The sequence below is a fragment of the Alkalimonas mucilaginosa genome (genome assembly GCF_036327005.1).
In the GTDB taxonomy this organism is placed as follows: Bacteria; Pseudomonadota; Gammaproteobacteria; order Enterobacterales; family Alteromonadaceae; genus Alkalimonas; species Alkalimonas mucilaginosa.
Genome location: NZ_JAUGZK010000002.1, coordinates 349,233 through 367,289, shown reverse-complemented (window position 1 = coordinate 367,289; position 18,057 = coordinate 349,233). Strand labels below are relative to the sequence as shown.

General features: G+C 51.7%; 14 protein-coding genes. 1 reads left to right on the top strand and 13 read right to left on the bottom strand.

Annotated features, from left to right (window positions below):
* Positions 1–131 precede the first annotated feature (131 nt).
* Genes pilQ through QWF21_RS04025 form a run of 5 tightly spaced genes read right to left on the bottom strand, consistent with a single transcriptional unit; the run spans position 132 to position 4,954 of the window.
* The gene (gene pilQ / locus QWF21_RS04045; protein ID WP_407935257.1) at positions 132–2,186 is read right to left on the bottom strand and encodes a type IV pilus secretin PilQ; all 2,055 of its coding nucleotides are present in this window, start codon (positions 2,184–2,186) and stop codon (positions 132–134) included.
* A 17-nt stretch (positions 2,187–2,203) separates the two neighbouring features.
* A complete protein-coding gene (locus QWF21_RS04040) occupies positions 2,204–2,725 on the bottom strand; it encodes a pilus assembly protein PilP (RefSeq protein ID WP_330086755.1) in 522 nt (173 codons plus the stop codon).
* On the bottom strand, positions 2,722–3,321 hold the full coding sequence (locus tag QWF21_RS04035) for a type IV pilus inner membrane component PilO (protein WP_330086836.1): 600 nt from the start codon (positions 3,319–3,321) through the stop codon (positions 2,722–2,724). Before QWF21_RS04035 ends, QWF21_RS04040 begins: the two co-directional genes overlap by 4 nt.
* Before the next feature lie 2 nt (positions 3,322–3,323).
* Positions 3,324–3,887, bottom strand: coding sequence for a PilN domain-containing protein (locus tag QWF21_RS04030; protein ID WP_330086754.1), 564 nt, complete (start codon positions 3,885–3,887; stop codon positions 3,324–3,326).
* Entirely contained in the window at positions 3,875–4,954 is a 1,080-nt protein-coding gene (locus tag QWF21_RS04025; protein ID WP_330086753.1) for a pilus assembly protein PilM, read from the bottom strand. The genes QWF21_RS04030 and QWF21_RS04025 overlap by 13 nt, the downstream gene beginning before the upstream one ends.
* 152 nt (positions 4,955–5,106) lie before the next feature.
* On the opposite strand from QWF21_RS04025, the gene QWF21_RS04020 reads away from it, so the two are divergent.
* The gene (locus tag QWF21_RS04020; protein WP_330086752.1) at positions 5,107–7,662 is read left to right on the top strand and encodes a penicillin-binding protein 1A; all 2,556 of its coding nucleotides are present in this window, start codon (positions 5,107–5,109) and stop codon (positions 7,660–7,662) included.
* A gap of 81 nt (positions 7,663–7,743) precedes the next feature.
* Here the strand turns inward: QWF21_RS04020 and argH are convergent, their stop codons facing one another.
* The 8 genes from argH to metB form a co-directional block, all read right to left on the bottom strand.
* Positions 7,744–9,123: an argininosuccinate lyase gene (gene argH, locus QWF21_RS04015; RefSeq protein WP_330086751.1), complete on the bottom strand. Its 1,380-nt coding sequence runs from the start codon at positions 9,121–9,123 to the stop codon at positions 7,744–7,746.
* 2 nt (positions 9,124–9,125) lie between these two features.
* Entirely contained in the window at positions 9,126–10,346 is a 1,221-nt protein-coding gene (locus QWF21_RS04010; protein ID WP_330086750.1) for an argininosuccinate synthase, read from the bottom strand.
* An 8-nt stretch (positions 10,347–10,354) separates the two neighbouring features.
* Positions 10,355–11,269: an ornithine carbamoyltransferase gene (locus QWF21_RS04005; protein WP_330086749.1), complete on the bottom strand. Its 915-nt coding sequence runs from the start codon at positions 11,267–11,269 to the stop codon at positions 10,355–10,357.
* A 23-nt stretch (positions 11,270–11,292) separates the two neighbouring features.
* Entirely contained in the window at positions 11,293–12,069 is a 777-nt protein-coding gene (argB, locus tag QWF21_RS04000; protein WP_330086748.1) for an acetylglutamate kinase, read from the bottom strand.
* Entirely contained in the window at positions 12,062–13,111 is a 1,050-nt protein-coding gene (gene argC / locus QWF21_RS03995; protein ID WP_330086747.1) for an N-acetyl-gamma-glutamyl-phosphate reductase, read from the bottom strand. The genes argB and argC overlap by 8 nt, the downstream gene beginning before the upstream one ends.
* Positions 13,112–13,274: 163 nt before the next feature.
* Entirely contained in the window at positions 13,275–14,180 is a 906-nt protein-coding gene (gene metF / locus QWF21_RS03990; protein WP_330086746.1) for a methylenetetrahydrofolate reductase, read from the bottom strand.
* Complete coding sequence (gene metL, locus QWF21_RS03985) at positions 14,181–16,589, bottom strand: bifunctional aspartate kinase/homoserine dehydrogenase II (protein ID WP_330086745.1); 2,409 nt, start codon at positions 16,587–16,589, stop codon at positions 14,181–14,183.
* Positions 16,590–16,593: 4 nt separating this feature from the next.
* Positions 16,594–17,865, bottom strand: a complete 1,272-nt coding sequence (gene metB / locus QWF21_RS03980; protein WP_330086744.1) for a cystathionine gamma-synthase — start codon at positions 17,863–17,865, stop codon at positions 16,594–16,596.
* Positions 17,866–18,057: the final 192 nt, after the last annotated feature.

The following is an 18,057-nucleotide window of genomic DNA, read 5'->3' as shown; positions in this document are numbered from 1 at the left end:
GGGCATATGTGCCCAACAACACATAGGTGACACATGCTGTATTTAATGCAAGAGACAGCTCTCACGACCATAAACAAACAGGCCGGCAATTGCCGGCCTGTGCTTACTTCGCAATGGCTAAGACTTAGACATTACAATCCATCCGTTAAGATCCTGGGCGTAACAAAAATCAACAGCTCAGTTTTTTCATTAAACTCACTGGTATTCTTGAATAAACGTCCAATATAGGGGATATCACCAAACAGAGGGACTTTAGAGATAGCAGAAATAGCTTGTTGCTGATAAATCCCACCTAGCACTATGGTCTCACCGTTATCAACCAGCACCTGAGTTTGAATGCGCTGAGTATCGATGGCGGTCGCAGGGCCAATGGGCGTCTGCACGGTATCGCCACGTGTATCCTGAGTAATAATCAAATCAAGAATAATGCGATTGTCCGGAGTAATCTGCGGAGTAACCTCCAGGCTTAGTACCGCTTTTTTGAAGGTCACGGTAGTAGCACCACTGGAAGAAGCCTGCACATACGGAATCTCCGTGCCTTGCTCAATACGCGCCATTTTCTGGTTGGAAGTTGTTACCCGCGGGCTGGCAATAATCTCGGCTTTATTTTCTTGCTCCAACGCAGATAGCTCCAGATCAAGAATGGTGCCATCCGATAGTTTTGCAACATGAAAAGCAATATTACCCGCTGGATTGGTGACTGGTAAATTGACATTCCAGCGTTGATCCAAAGCAGGGATCACCCCTCCTGCAATGGCATTGGCACCAGCTGCGGTTCCAGAAGTGCCTTTGGTGCGTTGCTGATCAGAGAATCCCCAGCGGATCCCCAAATCTTCTTTTACATTGTCTTTGACTGTTACCATCCGCGATTCAATCAATACCTGCCGAACAGGGATATCGAGTCGCTCAACCAAGCGACGTGCATTCTCGATGGAGCGACTGGTATCCCGGATTAAAATAGTGTTGGTACGATCGTCCACCGTCACAGCGCCCCGCTCAGTCAGCAAGCTGGTATCCTGATTGCGCAATAGTGAGGCAATATCAGTGGCTTTAGCATAGTTAATGACTAAGAAGTCGGAGTACAAAGGTTCCAGATTTTCAACATCAATCCGCGCTTGCATCTCTCTGGCTTCACGGCTTGCCAACTCATCAGTCGGCGCTACCATCAGGATATTGCCATCCATCCGTTTATCCAGCCCCCGCACTCGTAACACAATATCCAGTGCCTGATCCCAGGGCACGCCATCCAGTCGTAAAGTCACATTGCCAGTCACTGAGTCGCTGGTGACCAGGTTAAACCCATTGTAATCGGCTATTATCTGCAGCACTGTTCTAACCGGAATATCCTGAAAGTTCAGTGAAATAGGCTGCCCCTGATAGTCACGGCTACCCAAAATACTGCGCTGCGTCTCATCGCGCTGCACATCCAGGGTAAAAATATTATCGATTTGTTGATAGCTGTGGGTAAAAGCGTGCGTAGGCTCAATCACCAGACGACTGATGCCATCTTCGTAAAAGGTTTCAATTTGGCGCACTATGGTGCCAAAGTCCATCACATCCAAAATGTACAGCATGTCTTCCGGAATGCTGGTGTTATGAAAATCCACATGCAACTTGCCCGCTTTTTCCTGTACATTGACAGCCGCAGCATTATTGCGCAAAAAGACCAGCACCCGGCCTTCCCCACGCTCACCACGACGAAAATCAATGGCCTGTACCGCGTTAAGCGATTGCACCTGAATTTCATTCCGATAGCCAGGAGCTCTGACCGCATTGTGAGTACTCAAATGCAGGTAAAAACTGCTGCCATCCTGTCGTGTTTTATATGGGTTTAACTGCTCCAGATACACCACAACCCGGCTGCCCTGCTCATCGGTATAAGCATTGATATTTCGAATTCCGGCACGGTTCACTTCAATCTGTGACAGGCTGCGATCAACCTCAATGCCGGCAAAGCTCAATTCAATTCGTGCCGGTTGGCTCAATACCTGGATCTCAGGTTCGCTCCTGAGCCGATCATCAAACACAAACTCCAGCTCAGTCTCACCACTCATCAGAGGGCTGTAACGCACATCATGCAATAATGGCCTGGCACTGGCTGGCAGACTAACTAACAGCAACAGCACCGCAGCTTGGTACATGGCGTATTTGACATGGTTTTTCATTGTTTTCGTCATCTTATCCATCATGCATTACACACCTGTTAATGAGCAGACCCTGCCATCTGCAATATGGTTGTTCTTTCTTGCCAGCAGCCGGTGCCATCAGGGATAAGCTCCAGCAATTCTATCTGGGCAGGCGTCACAGAGAGTACACGTCCATGATGCAAACCAAGATAATGATTGACCGTAATCCGGTGCAAGGTCTGATCGCCCGCCTGAATCAATGCCCAAAGCTGGCTGCTATCTCCTAATGTGCCGCGCATCACCAAGTTATCCAGCGCAAAGCTTTCCAAAGGCTCTCGCGAGCGATTAGGATCCGGGTGCGGGCAATCCTGTACTTGGACAAAACGTTCCTGCAACGCTTCCCGTCTTGGCATAGCAAAAGGGCTTCTTGCCTGACTGCCCTGGTAAGCAATATGGCGAAACTCTTTCATCTCAGGTAAAGGCTCAACCCGGGTGCGGGTATTGGCTTTTACTTCCGCCTCAAATTCATGGATATCGGCCATGTCGTTAAAGCAAGCTGTCAACAGCAACATCAAAGGAACCAGCCCAATCCACCTCATTGGTCTGCCTCCTTGTAACGATAGGTTTTCGCAACCACGTTAAAGCGCAGCTTGCCATTTTGCTCTGCTGCAATGGTAAAGTCATGCAAACTGACAATACGGGGCAAACGGGCAACTTCACTGACAAAGTTACCAAACTGGTGGTAGTCCCCAATCACATCAATACGAATAGGCAGCTCAGTATAAAACTCTTTTTCAATCTCAGGCATCCAGTTTATCCGCACAAAGCTTAAGCCACTCGTGGTACCAACGTAAGTAATATCATCCAGCAGGCCCGGAGTTTCATGAGTCGCCGGCAACTGCTTTAATAAAAACGAAAAGCTTCGCTCCATTTCGGCCATTTGCTGCTTGTAGGGCTCAAGATTGACGGCTGAAGCATACTTGGTACGGTACTCCTGGCGTAGCTGAAGCTCCTGGCGCTGAGCTGCATTGAGCGCTTCGATTTTATTACTTACCATCAGATAATAACTTAAAGCAGCAATGGCTAACGCAACGACCACAGCAAAAATCAATTTCACTACTGGCGGCCAAGTGCCCATATTATCTAATGTAAGTTCATTCACATCCACTTCGGAGAAATCAAAATTCCAGTTCATTTTCATGGAGTTTCTCCTTGCATCATGTCAAAGCCCTTCACCTGCATATGCATTCTGAAATCACTGAGCAGTTGGTTGCTGCGACCTGTTTCGATGAACTCCAGTAAAGGCTCAGATAAAAGCTCCGAGTCTTCGACTTGCCGGATCATATTGGCCAGCCGGTTATTGGACTCGCTTCTGCCATTAATAAGCAATGAGCTGCCTTTTTTCTCCAGGCTAACCAGATACACACCAGAGGGAACCACACGGACAATTTCATCCATAATCTGGGTACCCAAATTACGACTGCCCTGTAACTGAGCAATCAGCGCCATCCGTTGCTGCAGGCTGGTCTTGGTTTCATTCAAATCTCTGATTTCAGTAATTTGTCGATTCAGCTTGGTGATTTCTGCCTGCAAATATTGATTGCGCTGATGCTGGCTATCTAAACGCGCACTGTAGATAGAGCTGATAGCAAATACCAATATAAAACTGAATAGCGCAACAGCAGTGATCAGCGTAAGATACTGCTTTTGTTGCTCTTTGCGTGCCGCTTCACGCCAAGGCAGAAGATTTATATGTGCCATGGCGAAAAGCTCCTTAATGCTAAACCGGTGGCCACCATCATCTGAGCGCCCTGCGACGCCATTAATTCTGGGTCCAATGCGCTTGAAATCGTCATGCCAGCAAAAGGTTTTGCAATCACCGTATGAATGCCTAACTCATCGGTCAGTAACTTATCAATACCCTCCAACAAGGCCGTACCACCGGAGATAATCAGGTAATCCACACTTTCTTTGCCGCTGGTGGTTAGGTACATTTGCACCCCGCGCCGCACTTGCTGAAGCAGCATAGTCTGAAAAGGTGCCAGCACTTCGAAGGTGTAATTGGGTGGTAAATCACCGCTGACTTTTGCCAGCTCTGCTTCCTCGTAACTTTTGTTGTAGTAAGAGAGAATGCTGCGGGTATACTGCTCACCACCAAACACCTGATCGCGGGTATAAAGGGTTTTTCCTTTTTCAATAATGGAAAGCAATGTCATGGTGGCACCAATGTCGACCATAGCAACCACTTTCTGTTTGGCATCATCAGGCAACTGGGCCATACAGAGCTCAGCTGAACGGCTAAGCGCGTAACTTTCTACATCAATCACTTTACCGGTAAAACCACCTAGCTCCAAGGCCGCTACCCGACTTTCAACACTTTCGGTACGGGCAGCACTCAGCAACACATTGACTTTGGATGGGTCTGACTCGTTAATATCCAGCTTTTCAAAATCCAGACTGACTTCATTCAGGGGGTATGGGATCAGACTATCCGCCTCTACTTCAATCTGGCTTTCAAGTTCAGCATCCGTTAAGGCGACATCCATAAAAATGACTTTGCTGATAACGGTGGAACCGGAAACGGCTGCGGCGGCAAATTTAACAGCACGGGGAATTTTTTTACGAATTTTATTCAGGACATTGCCAACAGCCTCAATATCCTGAATTTCACGCTCAGAAATAGCACCTTTGGCCATTGGCTCAATAGCAAAGGCCTCAAGATGAAACTGCTCTTGCTGTTTACTAAGTAACACGGCTTTCACCGAATGAGAGCCGATATCAATACCGACCATCATGGGAGATTGCTTTGTGAAGAGTGGTTTTATCATAGCAAAAGGCAACCGTAGTTATTACAATTGTTATTGTTATACTTTGTAGCTTAGATCTTTTTTTAAGGAATAAAAAGAGTTTATTCAAAAAGAAACAACTATATACTAGTACTCTTTTGTAGTTTTTGGCAGTTGTATGTAGAGGCGGATGGGTGTCCTGGCTAAAAAAAATTCTGGTTTTGTGCCTGATTGGGCTTTTGCTGGCAATATTTAGCATTGCAGCGGCGTACTGGTATGTCAAAGATGATCTGCCGGATGTTCGTCTGCTCCAAGACGTTCGGCTGCAGACTCCGATGCGGGTGTTCACTGCCGACGGCGAATTGATGTCGCAATTTGGCGAACAACGTCGTATCCCATTGACGCTTGAACAGATGCCACCGCAATTGATTCAGGCTTTTCTTGCCACCGAAGACAGCCGCTTTTACGAACACCCAGGTTTTGATGTGATTGGTATGATGCGTGCTGCTCTGGTGGTTGCCAGTACCCGGGACGCCTCTCAGGGTGCCAGTACCATTACTCAGCAGTTAGCAAGAAACTTTTTCCTGACGCGGGAAAAGAAAATTATCCGCAAAATTAAAGAAATTTTCCTTGCCGTTAAAATTGAGCAGGTACTTAGCAAAGACGAAATTTTGGAGCTCTACCTCAACAAAATCGAGCTGGGTCACCGTGCCTTTGGGGTCGGCGCTGCCGCTCAGGTGTATTTTGGTAAAAGTGTGGATGAACTAAGCCTGGACGAAATCGCTATTATTGCCGGCCTGCCACAGGCCCCTTCGGTATTAAACCCGGTGCGCTCACCTGCCAATGCCCGTAACCGCCGCAATATCGTACTTGGTCGGATGCTGACCATGAACTACATTAGCGAGCAGGAATACCAGGCTGCAGTGCAAGCTCCGGTAACCAGCCGCCGCCATGGTGCGCAAATTACCGCTTCAGCCCCTTACATTGCCGAAATGGTTCGACAGCAAGTGGTCGATATGTACGGCGAAGATTTTGCTTACAGTGCAGGCCTGCAAGTCTACACCACCATTCATAAACCTATTCAGGATGCGGCCCGTCGCTCGTTGCAGCAGAACCTGTACGATTACGATGAACGACATGGCTATCGTGGCCCCGAAGCTGAACTTTGGTCTGCCGAGGCCGGCGACTCGGATCCTGCCTGGTCAACGGATGAGATCCTTAGCTACCTGGCCAGCCAGCAGAGCCTGGAAGATTTACATCATGCGGTGGTACTAGCGGTTGAGGAGCAAGATGCTACCGTAATTTTGGCCGATGGTCAGCAGCAAACACTAAGCTGGGACGCTTTGAAATGGGCCCGACGCTTTATTAATGATCAGCGCCAGGGCCATGCTCCCAAACTGGCAGCAGATATATTGCAACCAGGCATGCACATCCGGGTACGCCACAATGGTGACTACTGGCAGCTCAGCCAACTCCCTGAGGCCAGCAGTGCTCTGGTATCGCTGGACCCAGCCACTGGCGCTATTCAAGCCTTGGTTGGCGGCTTTAGCTTTGCTCAAAGCCAGTTCAACCGCGCCACTCAAGCCAAACGTCAGGTTGGTTCCACCATCAAACCATTTATTTATTCTGCTGCCCTGGAGCATGGCTATACTTTGGCATCCATTGTCAATGATGCTCCTATTCACCACTGGGATCAGGGCGCTGGTATTGCCTGGCGGCCGCGAAATTCTCCGGCAGTGTACGATGGTCCGATACGGGTGCGGGAAGCCCTGGCAAAATCCAAAAACGTGGTGTCTGTGCGGTTACTCCGGGGCGTGGGCATAGATGCCTCTATTCAACACCTGCGCAATTTTGGCTTTGCTGAAACGGATTTACCACGCAATGAAACCTTGTCGCTGGGCTCTGCCTCACTGACGCCCCTGGAATTAACGGCCGGTTATGCTGTTTTTGCCAATGGTGGCTTTTTAGTTGATCCCTACGTTATTGATCGGATTTATAACGAGCAAGGGGAGCTGATTTATCAGCATCAACCTAAAGTGGCTTGCAAAGAGTGCCAGGAAAACTCAACGGAACCCCAATCAGAGCTGGATGCAGAAGCTCAATTAGCCCAACTCTTTGCCAACCTGGAGCCAAACCCGACAGAAAAACAACCGGCTGGGCTAAAGCAGGCACCACGAGTGCTGTCTGAACAGAATGCCTTTTTAATTCGCGAAGCCCTCAAATCCAGCGTTTGGGGTGGGGGTAACTGGAATCGTGGCACTGGTTGGAATGGCACCGCCTGGCGGGTTCAGAGCTTGCAGCGGCGTGATATTTCCGGCAAAACCGGTACCACCAATGATTCCAAAGATACCTGGTTTGCCGGCTTTAACAGCCAACTGGTGGGCGTTGCCTGGGTTGGTTTCGACGATGCCAATCGCAGTCTGGGCCGGGCGACCTGGAATGCAAACCTGGGGCGTGATCAGAGCAGTGGTGTTGAAGCTGGTGCCCGCACGGCCCTGCCGGCCTGGCTGGAGTTTATGCGGGTTGCCATGCAGGATATACCGGTAGATCAGCCTGAAACACCATCTGGCATCTCATCGGTGCGCATCGACTTGGAAAGCGGTTTGTTAAGCAGGGCCAATGATCACACCAGCAGCTTTGAGTTTTTCCTGCGTGGCACCGAGCCAAGCCAATACGCCCAGCCCGGCGCTCCGGCCTTCTCCTTTGATGACGATGAGCCGGCCACTGAGCTGCTGGAGCTGTTTGATTAACCCTTTGCTTGAACTTTCCCCGCTTAAATAAAACGGCCAGCAAGATGCTGGCCTTTTTATTTAAGCGGGGAGAGAACTTTATTACTGAGCTGCCAACCAGGCTTTGGCCTGTGCCAAAGCTGGCAGTACCTGCTCCGGGCTGGTGCCCCCAAGCGCATTGCGACGCGCCATACCGGCTTCTAAAGTGAGCGCCGGATAGACATCCTCGCTAATGACGGCGCTTACCTTTTGCATCTCAGCCAGTGACAGTTGCTCCAGCGGCAGTTGCTGCTTGGAGGCAATCAGCACCAACTGACCTGATAAGTGATGTGCATCACGAAACGGGATCCCTTTGCTTACCAGATAGTCGGCCAGATCGGTGGCGTTGCTGTAGCCAAGCTCAGCTGCCTGACGGCAAACATCCACTTTCACGCTTAAATGCGGCAGCACAGTCGCCAACACCTGCAAGGATTGTTGCCACTGCTGCATCAAGTCAAAGAAGCCCTGTTTGTCTTCCTGCATGTCTTTGTTGTAGGCCAGCGGCAAGCCCTTCAGCACATGCAAAATAGCCACCAGCTGGCCCAGAATGCGGCCACTTTTGCCGCGTAGCAGTTCGAATACATCCGGATTCTTTTTCTGCGGCATCAGCGATGAACCACTGCTGATGGCATCGCCCAACTTGAAAAAGCCAGCTTCACCCGAGCAAAAGAAGATCACATCTTCCGACAAACGCGAAACATGGGTCATGCACAAACTGGCCGCAGCAGACAGCTCCACCACAAAGTCGCGATCAGACACTGCATCCAGGCTGTTGGCTGCGGCTGCATCAAAGCCCAATTGCTGTGCCAGCCAGCTGCGATCCACCGGTACTCCAGTGCCTGCCAAAGCACCGGCACCAAGCGGGCAGACATTCAGGCGCTTACTGGCATCGTCCAAACGACCGAGATCACGTTTCAACATCTCCACATAGGCCAGCGCCCAATGCGCAACCATCACTGGCTGGGCGCGCTGCAAATGGGTATAGCCTGGCATGACAGCAGTACCAGCTGCATCGGCAAAGTTCAGCAGTGCCTGAATACTGCCAAGCAAACTGCTGCGTACCGCTGCTGCAGCGGCCCTGGTCCATAACCGCAGATCAGTTGCAACCAAATCATTGCGGCTGCGGCCGGTATGCAATTTACGGGCAACGGCGCCAAGGCGTTCGGTCAGTTGGCTTTCTACCCAGCTATGAATGTCTTCCTCACCGCTTTCAACTGGCAAACGGGGATCCTGCAGCAGCTCCTCTGCCAGTTGTTGCAACGCCTGTTGCAACTGCTGAGCTTCCTCCGCCGCAATCAGGCCGGCTTCAGCCAGACCGGCCGCCCAGACTTTGGATGCTGCGATATCCTGTTGTGCCAACTGGTAGTCAAAGCTGATAGAGTCATTAAAGGCTTTGAATTCATCCAGGGTTGCCTCGGTAAAACGCCCGCCCCACATCGCCATAATCAGGACTCCTGTGTTGTTTTATCAGCCGCATGCATGGCGCGAATACGGCTGGCCAGACTGTACAGACGAATAAAACCGGCCGCGTCCTGCTGGTTATACACTTCATCATCTTCAAAGGTGGCGAAAGCTTCCGAGTAGAGGCTGTTAACAGAGCGGCGCTTGGCAACGGTGGCACGGCCTTTATAGAGTTTGACTACCACATCTCCGGTCAGATCCTGCGCCAGACTGGTTGCAGCCGCCAATAAAGCATCTTTGAGCGGGGTGAACCAGCGGCCATCGTACACCAACTGAGCAAACTTCAGGCCAATCTCTTCGCGGTAGTTCAACGCCGTACGATCATACACCAGCGCCTCAAGTCCCTGTAAAGCTGCCAGTAAAATGGTGCCCCCTGGAGTTTCATAGCAACCGCGGGACTTCATGCCAACCAAACGGTTTTCGACGATATCAATCCGCCCGACACCGTGCTCGGCACCAATGGCATTTAGTAAGGTTAATGCTTCTACCGGTGCCAGTACCTGGCCATTTACACTGCGCAGTTCACCGGCCACAAAAGACAATTCTACATAGGCGGGCTGATCGGGTGCCTGCTCTGGCGATTTGGTCCAGGTCCACACTTGCTCACTTGGCTCACACCAGGGGTCTTCCAGCTCGCCACCCTCATGCGAAATATGCCAGAGATTGGCATCCCGGCTGTAGATTTTGGTGGCAGACGAGGTGGTTGGGATCTTCTTTTCAGCCAGATAATCCAATAACGACTGGCGCGAACTGAACTCCCACTCACGCCAGGGAGCAATCACTTTGAGTTGTGGCGCCAGCGCCGCAAAAGCACTTTCAAAACGAACCTGATCATTGCCTTTGCCGGTACAGCCATGGCTAAGGGCATCGGCACCCACTTTTAATGCCAATTCAACCTGAGCCCTGGCAATTACCGGCCGTGCCATCGAGGTACCAAGCAGGTACTGGCCTTCATACACAGCACCGGTTTTTAGTGTTGGATAGACCACCTCATGCATCAGTTGCTCACGTAAGTCCACCACATAACAACTGGAAGCACCGGAGGCAATGGCTTTTTCTTCCACCCCGGCCAGCTCTTCATCGCCCTGACCAACATTAGCAACAAAAGCCACCACTTCGCAGCCATAATTGTCTTTTAACCAAGGCACGATGGCCGAAGTATCCAAACCACCTGAGTAGGCCAACACGACTTTTTTTACACTCATCTCGCACCTCATGCTAAAAGTTGAACCAGCACCGCATTTTGCGCGTGCATTCTGTTTTCTGCTTGCTGTAATACCAGAGCTGCTTTGCTGTCCAGCAGTTCACTGGTCACCTCCTGCCCGCGATGGGCTGGCAGGCAGTGCATCAAATACTTACTACCTAAACGCTCCAAGACCGCACTGCTTAATTGGTAATCACCAAAGCGACGCAATTGCTCTGCTGCATCCATTGAATCGCCCATCGACACCCAGGTGTCGGTATAAATAGCCTGACAGCCGTGCGCCTCGGATACATGATGGCTCAAGTGCAGCGAAGCGCCAGTTTTTGCCGCTATCGCCTGGGCCTGTTGCAACACATGGCCATCCGGACCATGATTAGGTGGGGTGATCACCACCAAGCTCATACCAGAGAGCGCGGCTCCCAGCATCAGCGAATGACAAACATTGTTCCCATCCCCGACATAAGCCAATTTCACCTGTTGTAAATCACCAAAGGTTTCATGCAGCGTCAGCAAATCTGCCAGCGCCTGACACGGATGATACAAATCACTGAGTGCATTAATCACGGGCAAGCCGCTGCTGGCGGCCAGCTTCTCCAGTGTACTTTGCGTAAACACCCGAGCAACGATAGCGTCGGTCCAGCACGCCAGATTACGGCCAAAATCTTCCACGGTTTCACGTTGGCCTAAAGCACCGTTTTGTTGATCCAGATAGATGCTATGACCTCCGAGTTTCTGAATGCCAACATCAAAGCTCACCCGGGTGCGCAGCGATGGCTTCTCAAACAGCAAGGCGATACTCTTGCCGGCCAGAGCCTGCTGATACATTGCGGGTTGATGCTTGATTTGCAGTGCTAATTGCAACAACTGGTGCAATTGCTCTGGCTGCAGTTCATGCAACGACAGTAATTGGTGGAATGATTTCATAGCTTTACTCGCGTCATGTCGTATTAAACTGAAGGGTGAATGCAGGTGCCTACTGCCTGGCCTGCCAACAGGGCCAGCAATAAATCCGGTTGCTGCCAACCAGCCACCACGATACTGCGCTGAAGCGCCTGGGCGGTTTCCAGCGCGGCATCCAGCTTCACTTTCATGCCCCCCTGAATCACACCGGCAGCAACCAGACTGGCTGCCTCTGTCGCATGCAAATCTGCAATCAGGCTGCCATCGGCCTGTAAAATGCCCGGAACATCCGTTAATAACAATAGATCTCCCTGCAGCAACTGGCAAAGTGCAGCCGCAGCCAAGTCGGCATTGATATTCAGCAGTTCACCATCAAGATGGCCAATGGAACTAAGCACCGGGGTGAAGTCTTGCGCCAGCAGCACTTGCAATAACTCTGGTTTGCCTGGCAAGGCCTTAGCAACTGCTCCCAGCCGAGCGATACGCTCAAAACAACAGCTGCCACCGGCTCCCAGAGTAAGACCCACCGGCTTTAAGGCAGCACCATCAGCCAGGGCCACCAGCTCCGCATTCACAGCGCCTGCCAGAGCGCCAGCGATCACCGGCATCTGCTCTTTTGGCGACAGCCGCTGACCATCGATTTTTTCGGTCACAAAGCCAAACGTTTGCAACCAGCTTTCAACCTGGGCTCCGCCACCATGCACCAGCAGCAATGGCCGCTGCTGCTTGATGTGCTGGCAAACCGTTAACAAGGCAGAGATAGCGGCAGGCTCCTGCAACAAGCGACCGCCCAGCTTAACAACAAGTGGCCGAGACTTAGTCACGATAACCTCCTCCCTGCAAACCGGCTTGCTCCGGATAGCCATACTTTAGGTTGGCCAATTGCACTGCCTGGGCAGCAGCCCCTTTAAGCAAATTATCGATAGCAGAAACCACCAACAGTTGCTCCCCATCTTGCTGCCAGTGCAGATCGCAAAAACAAGTCCCCGCTACATCGGCTACATTCGGCGGCCGAGACAATAAGCGTACCATTGGTTTGTGCTGGTAATACTGCTGATAGACTGCATCAACCTCTGCTTTGTGGATGCCAGCTTTTAAACGGACACTGATGGTCGTCAAAATACCACGCTTAAAATTGCCCAGGTGCGGCGTAAACACCACTGGGCAGCCCAGCGTCTGCTCGATCTCCGGCCGGTGCCTGTGCTTAAAAAAGCCGTAAGGAGCCAAGCCTACTTCGCAAAAAGAAGTCCCCAGCGCTGCCTTTCGACCTGCGCCAGACACACCACTGATTGCATTAATCACCGGCACAGCGCCCTCTGCCAGTAACCCTGCTTGTACCAATGGCAATAAAGCCAGGCTGGAAGCCGTAGGATAACAGCCGGCAACAGCGAATAAAGATTGTTCCAGCTCAGATGCGCTGATCCACTCTGCCAGACCATAAGGTGCTTGCGCTAATAACAGCGGATGCTGATGGCTGTAGCCATAAAACTCCGGGTACAAGGCCGCGTCTTTTAAGCGAAAAGCACCGGATAGATCGAACACTACCAGACCGGCAGCCAGCAATTGCGGCGCCAGCGCTTCACTGGCCTCGTGCGGCAGCGCTAAAAAAGCAATATCGGCTCGTGTGGCAAGATCGGTCAGCTCTTCCGGTTGCCAGGGCAATACCGTAAGCTCCAACAGTCCGCTATAACGCGGGTACAGCGAAGCAAAAGATTCCGGTTCACGGTTTGCTGATGCATAAGCAGCCACCAACTCGATAGCGGGATGCTGACTGAGTAACTGCACCAGCTCCGCACCACTGTAACCAGCAGCACCCAGCACAATAGCACGCTTTTTCGACAGGACAACAGATTGAGATTGCGACATCGACGACTTTCCTCAGACGGATAAGTCGCTAGTCTACGCAGAGGAACCGCAAAAAACAAGAATTATTATGCTGATTTTATGAATTTATATCCAAAAAAGGCCAGGATAAACGGTTAGTCTGCCGGTAGCATTTTACCGGCAGATGACAAAAATACAGCTCGCTTCAGACACCTTCTTTGACCAGCGGACGCACGCCCAGCAGATGACAAATAGCATAGCTGAGTTCACTGCGGTTTAGGGTATAAAAGTGAAAATGATCCACCCCTTCCCGGCTCAGTACCTTGACCATTTCCATCGCAATATTGGCCGCCACCAGGTTACGGGTCGTCGCATCCTGCTCTAACCCTTCATAGGCTTTGTGCATCCAGCCAGGAACCGCCACATTGGTTAGTGCTGCAAATTTGATCAGCTGCTGAAAATTGGTCACCGGCAAAATACCAGGGATGATGTCGACATCAATGCCAATGGCAGCACAACGGTCACGGTAACGCAGAAATTTTTCTACATCAAAAAAGAACTGCGTGATGGCTCGGGAAGCACCGGCATCCACTTTGCGCTTTAAATTCAGTAGATCAAACTGGGTATTGGGGGCTTCAGGATGTACTTCTGGATAAGCCGCCACCGAAATATCGAAATCAGCCACTGAACGCAGGATCTCCACCAAATCGGCAGCATAAAGAGCCGGCTTTTCAACCGTTCCTGGCGGTAAGTCGCCCCGAAGTGCAACGATATGGCGGATGCCGTTGTCCCAGTAATCACGGGCAATTTGCTTTAATTCATCGACACTGGCATCTACGCAGGTAAGATGCGGCGCAGCAATGAGGCCTGTGCGTTGCTTGATGGATTTTATGATGTCGTGGGTGCGATCACGCTCCCCCGAATTGGCACCATAGGTTACGGACACAAAGCTGGGTGCCAATGGCGCTAAACGCTCAATCGACTGCCAGAGCGTTTGCTCCATCTGTTCAGTTTTCGGCGGAAAAAACTCAAAACTGACTTTTGCTTTGCCTTGCACATCGTGCAGGTTGCGGTTAATGGCTTCTAGAAATTGAGCATTAGCAAATGACATTTACGACGACCTCTGCAAATTGGCGGCAGATTGAGTAAGCAACTGATGTGCCAGCTGAGCAAGATCAGCATGGACGCCACCCGCGGTAACAGTGCGACCTGCACCAGGGCCTTTGATCACCAGAGGCAATTCCTGATACCAGTCGGATTCAATAACAAAAACATTATCACATGGCTGAATAGCCGCCAGAGGGTCACTGGCCGCTACGCTCACCAGCCGAACCCTGGCCTGCACGCCAGAATCACGGATGCTCAGCTCACCAATAAAGCGCAGCTGCAACTGATCCGCCCTGGCTTGCTGCAGATGCTGGGCCATTAAGGCATCAAAATCCGCGCGTTGCTGCCAAAACGCGTCCCAGCTATCCCCTGCCAGCGCGACGGGCAGCAAGGGCTCCAGTTCGATATCAGCCAGATCCAACGAACAACCCAGCTCACGCGCCAGTACCAATAATTTGCGTTGTACATCACGGCCGGACAAATCTTCACGTGGATCCGGCTCGGTATACCCCAGCTCTTTGGCTTGCAGCAACAACTCAGAAAATGCAGTGCTGCCATCATACTGACACAACAACCAGGACAAGGTGCCAGAGAAAATGCCACTAATGCGCCATACCGTATCGCCTGCCGCCTGCAAATCATGCAGGGCACGCTGCACCGGCAAGCCCGCACCTACGGTGGTGTTGCTAAGCCAGCTGAGCTTCTCTGCAGTCAGTTGGGCTAAAATGGCCTGATACTGGGTTTGAGGCAAAGTAACGCCTTGCTTATTGGCACTGATAATATGACAACCCGCAGCAATAAAGTCCGGGTATTGCTCAGCCAAAGTCATGCTTGGCGTTAAGTCAATCAATACCTTGGGAGCAGGTAACTGTGCAATTTGCGCCAGCAAACGCTGCTGATGCAAGGGCTCGGCCTGTTGCAACAACGCTGGCAGCTCCGTGGCGGCAACCGGCTGCAATACCATTTGACGTGAATTAAACACCGCAGCTAACTGCAAACCATGCTGGTGCTGGCAGCGGGCCTGATGCCCGGGCAGTAAGCGCAGAAACTCAGAACCCACATTGCCGGTACCCGCGACAATCAACTGAATATCTGTCCGCGGCTGGGTACAGCATTGATGAAGATCGGCAAAACTCACGGCAGATAACTCCTGTTCAAACAGCCAAACGGCCAGTTCTTTACTTTGGTAACTGTGGACCGGCTGCAACCGCTGAAGGCAAGCCGCTACATCGGCTGGCAAGACCTCCTGCTGAACAGGGGCCGGTTTCAGCCAGGCGACAGCATAGTAAGGCGTGGTGTCATGCACAGCATGCACCTGACGCTCAGCCAGCAATTGCACAGCTTGCTCCGCGACCTTAGCTGGCAACAGCCACAGATGAGCATCCGGCAACTGCGGCAAGGCAATCACGGGCTGTTGTAACTCATTGGCCAACCAGTTGGCATCGTACCCATTGAGCTCATGCATGCTAAGTAACACCATGCTGCTCAGATCGGTGACAAAACTAGCCTGGCAGCTTTCAGCAGGCACAATCTGACAACCTGAACGATGGGGCTCAAAGCTGGAGCGCACCTGCAACTGGGTGTCGCTGTTTTGCAATGGTGCCAGAGTACGGGCATGCAGTACCGGGTTGCCCAACTGGGCCAGCAGACAGGCCTGGCGCCAGCTGACCCGATGATAAGGAACCGCGGCCGATAGCCGGCGGGGGTCGCCGCTGTAAATTGCATCCACATCGGTCCAGATATGCACCTGTGCTGCCTGCACCAAACGGCCTAGAATGGTGGCTGAGTAGTCACTGCCATTGCGGCCGAGCGTCAGGCTTTTCCCGGCAGGATCACGCGCAATAAAGCCTGTTACTACCTGAATCCCCTCACAACGCACCGCTTGCAATCGTTGCTCCGATTCATCCCAACGAATTTGGTGCCGATCGACGGTTAAAAAGTCCCGGCTGTCCAACCAGTCGGCTGTAAGACCATACTGCCGCAGTAAGCGGCTAAGCAACAAAGCAGACAGAGACTCCCCCAGAGCCAGCACATCCGCGTCCTGACCGGCAATCACCAACGCAGGCAACAGTTGCAACCACTGCTGCAGTTGCTGCAAGACATCACTCTGGCGCTGCTCAGTCAGAACCTGACGAACCAAGGCCGTTAAATGTTCTGCCAGTGCAGCCACAGCCTGTTCAAGTAACTCCGGCTGCTGAGCAAGCTCCAGCAACTGATACAATTGATCGGTGGTTTTGCCGGGTGCAGAAACCACTACCCAGCACCCACTTATCGGGTGTTGCTGTGTCTGTTGCTGCCGTATAATGCTGGCTACAGCATGAAAACGGTTGGCATCGGCCAAACTGGTGCCACCGAACTTATGTACCTGGCTACCCTGTGGCCAGCTCTGGGCTGATAAAGCTTGATTCGTCATAATCTCACCATAATGCGTTCAGTGCCGGACTCAGCCGGCATGACTGCGATAACGCTGTGTTGTCCCCCACTGCCGAGCTGTCAGCCGCTTTGTCATCGCTTGCTGTAGCCTGACTGGCTCGTGCCAGGGCGCTAAAACCCTGAGCCAAATCCGCCAGCAAGTCTTCGATCGCTTCTATGCCAACAGACAAGCGCAACAGGGTTGGGCCTATGCCCGCTGTTTTTTGGGCTTCCGCACTCATCGATGCATGCGTCATGCTTCCCGGATGGCAAATCAGGCTTTCAATACCCCCCAAAGATTGGGCCAGGGTAAAACAATGCAGTGCATCCAGAAAATGCTGCAACAAGCCTGGCTCAACCGCCAAATCAAAGCTAAGCATGGCTCCAAAGCCTTGCTGTTGTGCTTTCGCTATGGCATGGCCCGGATGATCCTCCAGGCCTGGATAATAGACTTTGCTGACTAACGGCTGCTGCTGTAAAAAAGCCACGATACATTCGGCATTGATTTGATGCTGTTGCATCCGTGGTGCCAGGGTTCGTAAGCCACGCAGCGTCATATAGGCGTCAAAAGCTGCTCCGGTAATGCCAAGACAATTGGCCCACCACTTAAGTTCATCGCCAGTGGCCTGATCGGCGCAAATCAAAGCACCGGCCACCACATCGCTATGACCATTGATGTATTTGGTGGTGGAGTGCACCACCAGATCAGCTCCCAGCGCCAAAGGTTGCTGCAAGACCGGTGATAAGAAGGTGTTATCTACCACCACTTTGGCACCAAGCGCTTTGGCCAGGTGACACACCGCAGAAATATCTGTAATTTGCAGCAAAGGATTGCTGGGCGTTTCCAGCCAGATCATCGCCGGCCTGGCCGCACGGATCTGTTCTGCCCAATCCGCTTGCTGAAAATTCACAATCACCAGCTTAAAGCTCTGCTTACGCTCAGCCAGATTAGTAAAGAGACGATAACTACCACCATAGCAATCGTGTGGGATCACCAGGGTATCAGCCGGTGTTAACAGCTGCAGAGCCAACAGGCAAGCCGACATCCCAGTGTTGGTGACAATGGCTTTGGCTCCCCCTTCTAACGCTGCCAACGCCTCTGCCAGCACGTCACGGGTTGGGTTGTTGGAGCGGCTATAGTCGTATGGCCCGGCCTGGCCCAAAGCCTTTAACCGATAGGTTGTGGTCAGATAGAGTGGTGGCGTCACTGCTTCGTGGGCAGGATCCTGAGCAATACCAGCTCGTGCGGCAATGGTAGCAAAGTGACCGTGGCTCATAACATGGCTCCCGCAACTATTTAGATGTTTAGACGTCTAAAAGTATAACCAGATAAATGGCGATGTCAAAACTTTTCTCTGCTAAGATAAAGCAAATTGCCAGCTGGCTATTTGACTGGAACAGCAAAAGAGTTAAAATTTCGGCACTTGCTGACACCAGCCATCAAGATGGATCCATTGCACTGGTGATCA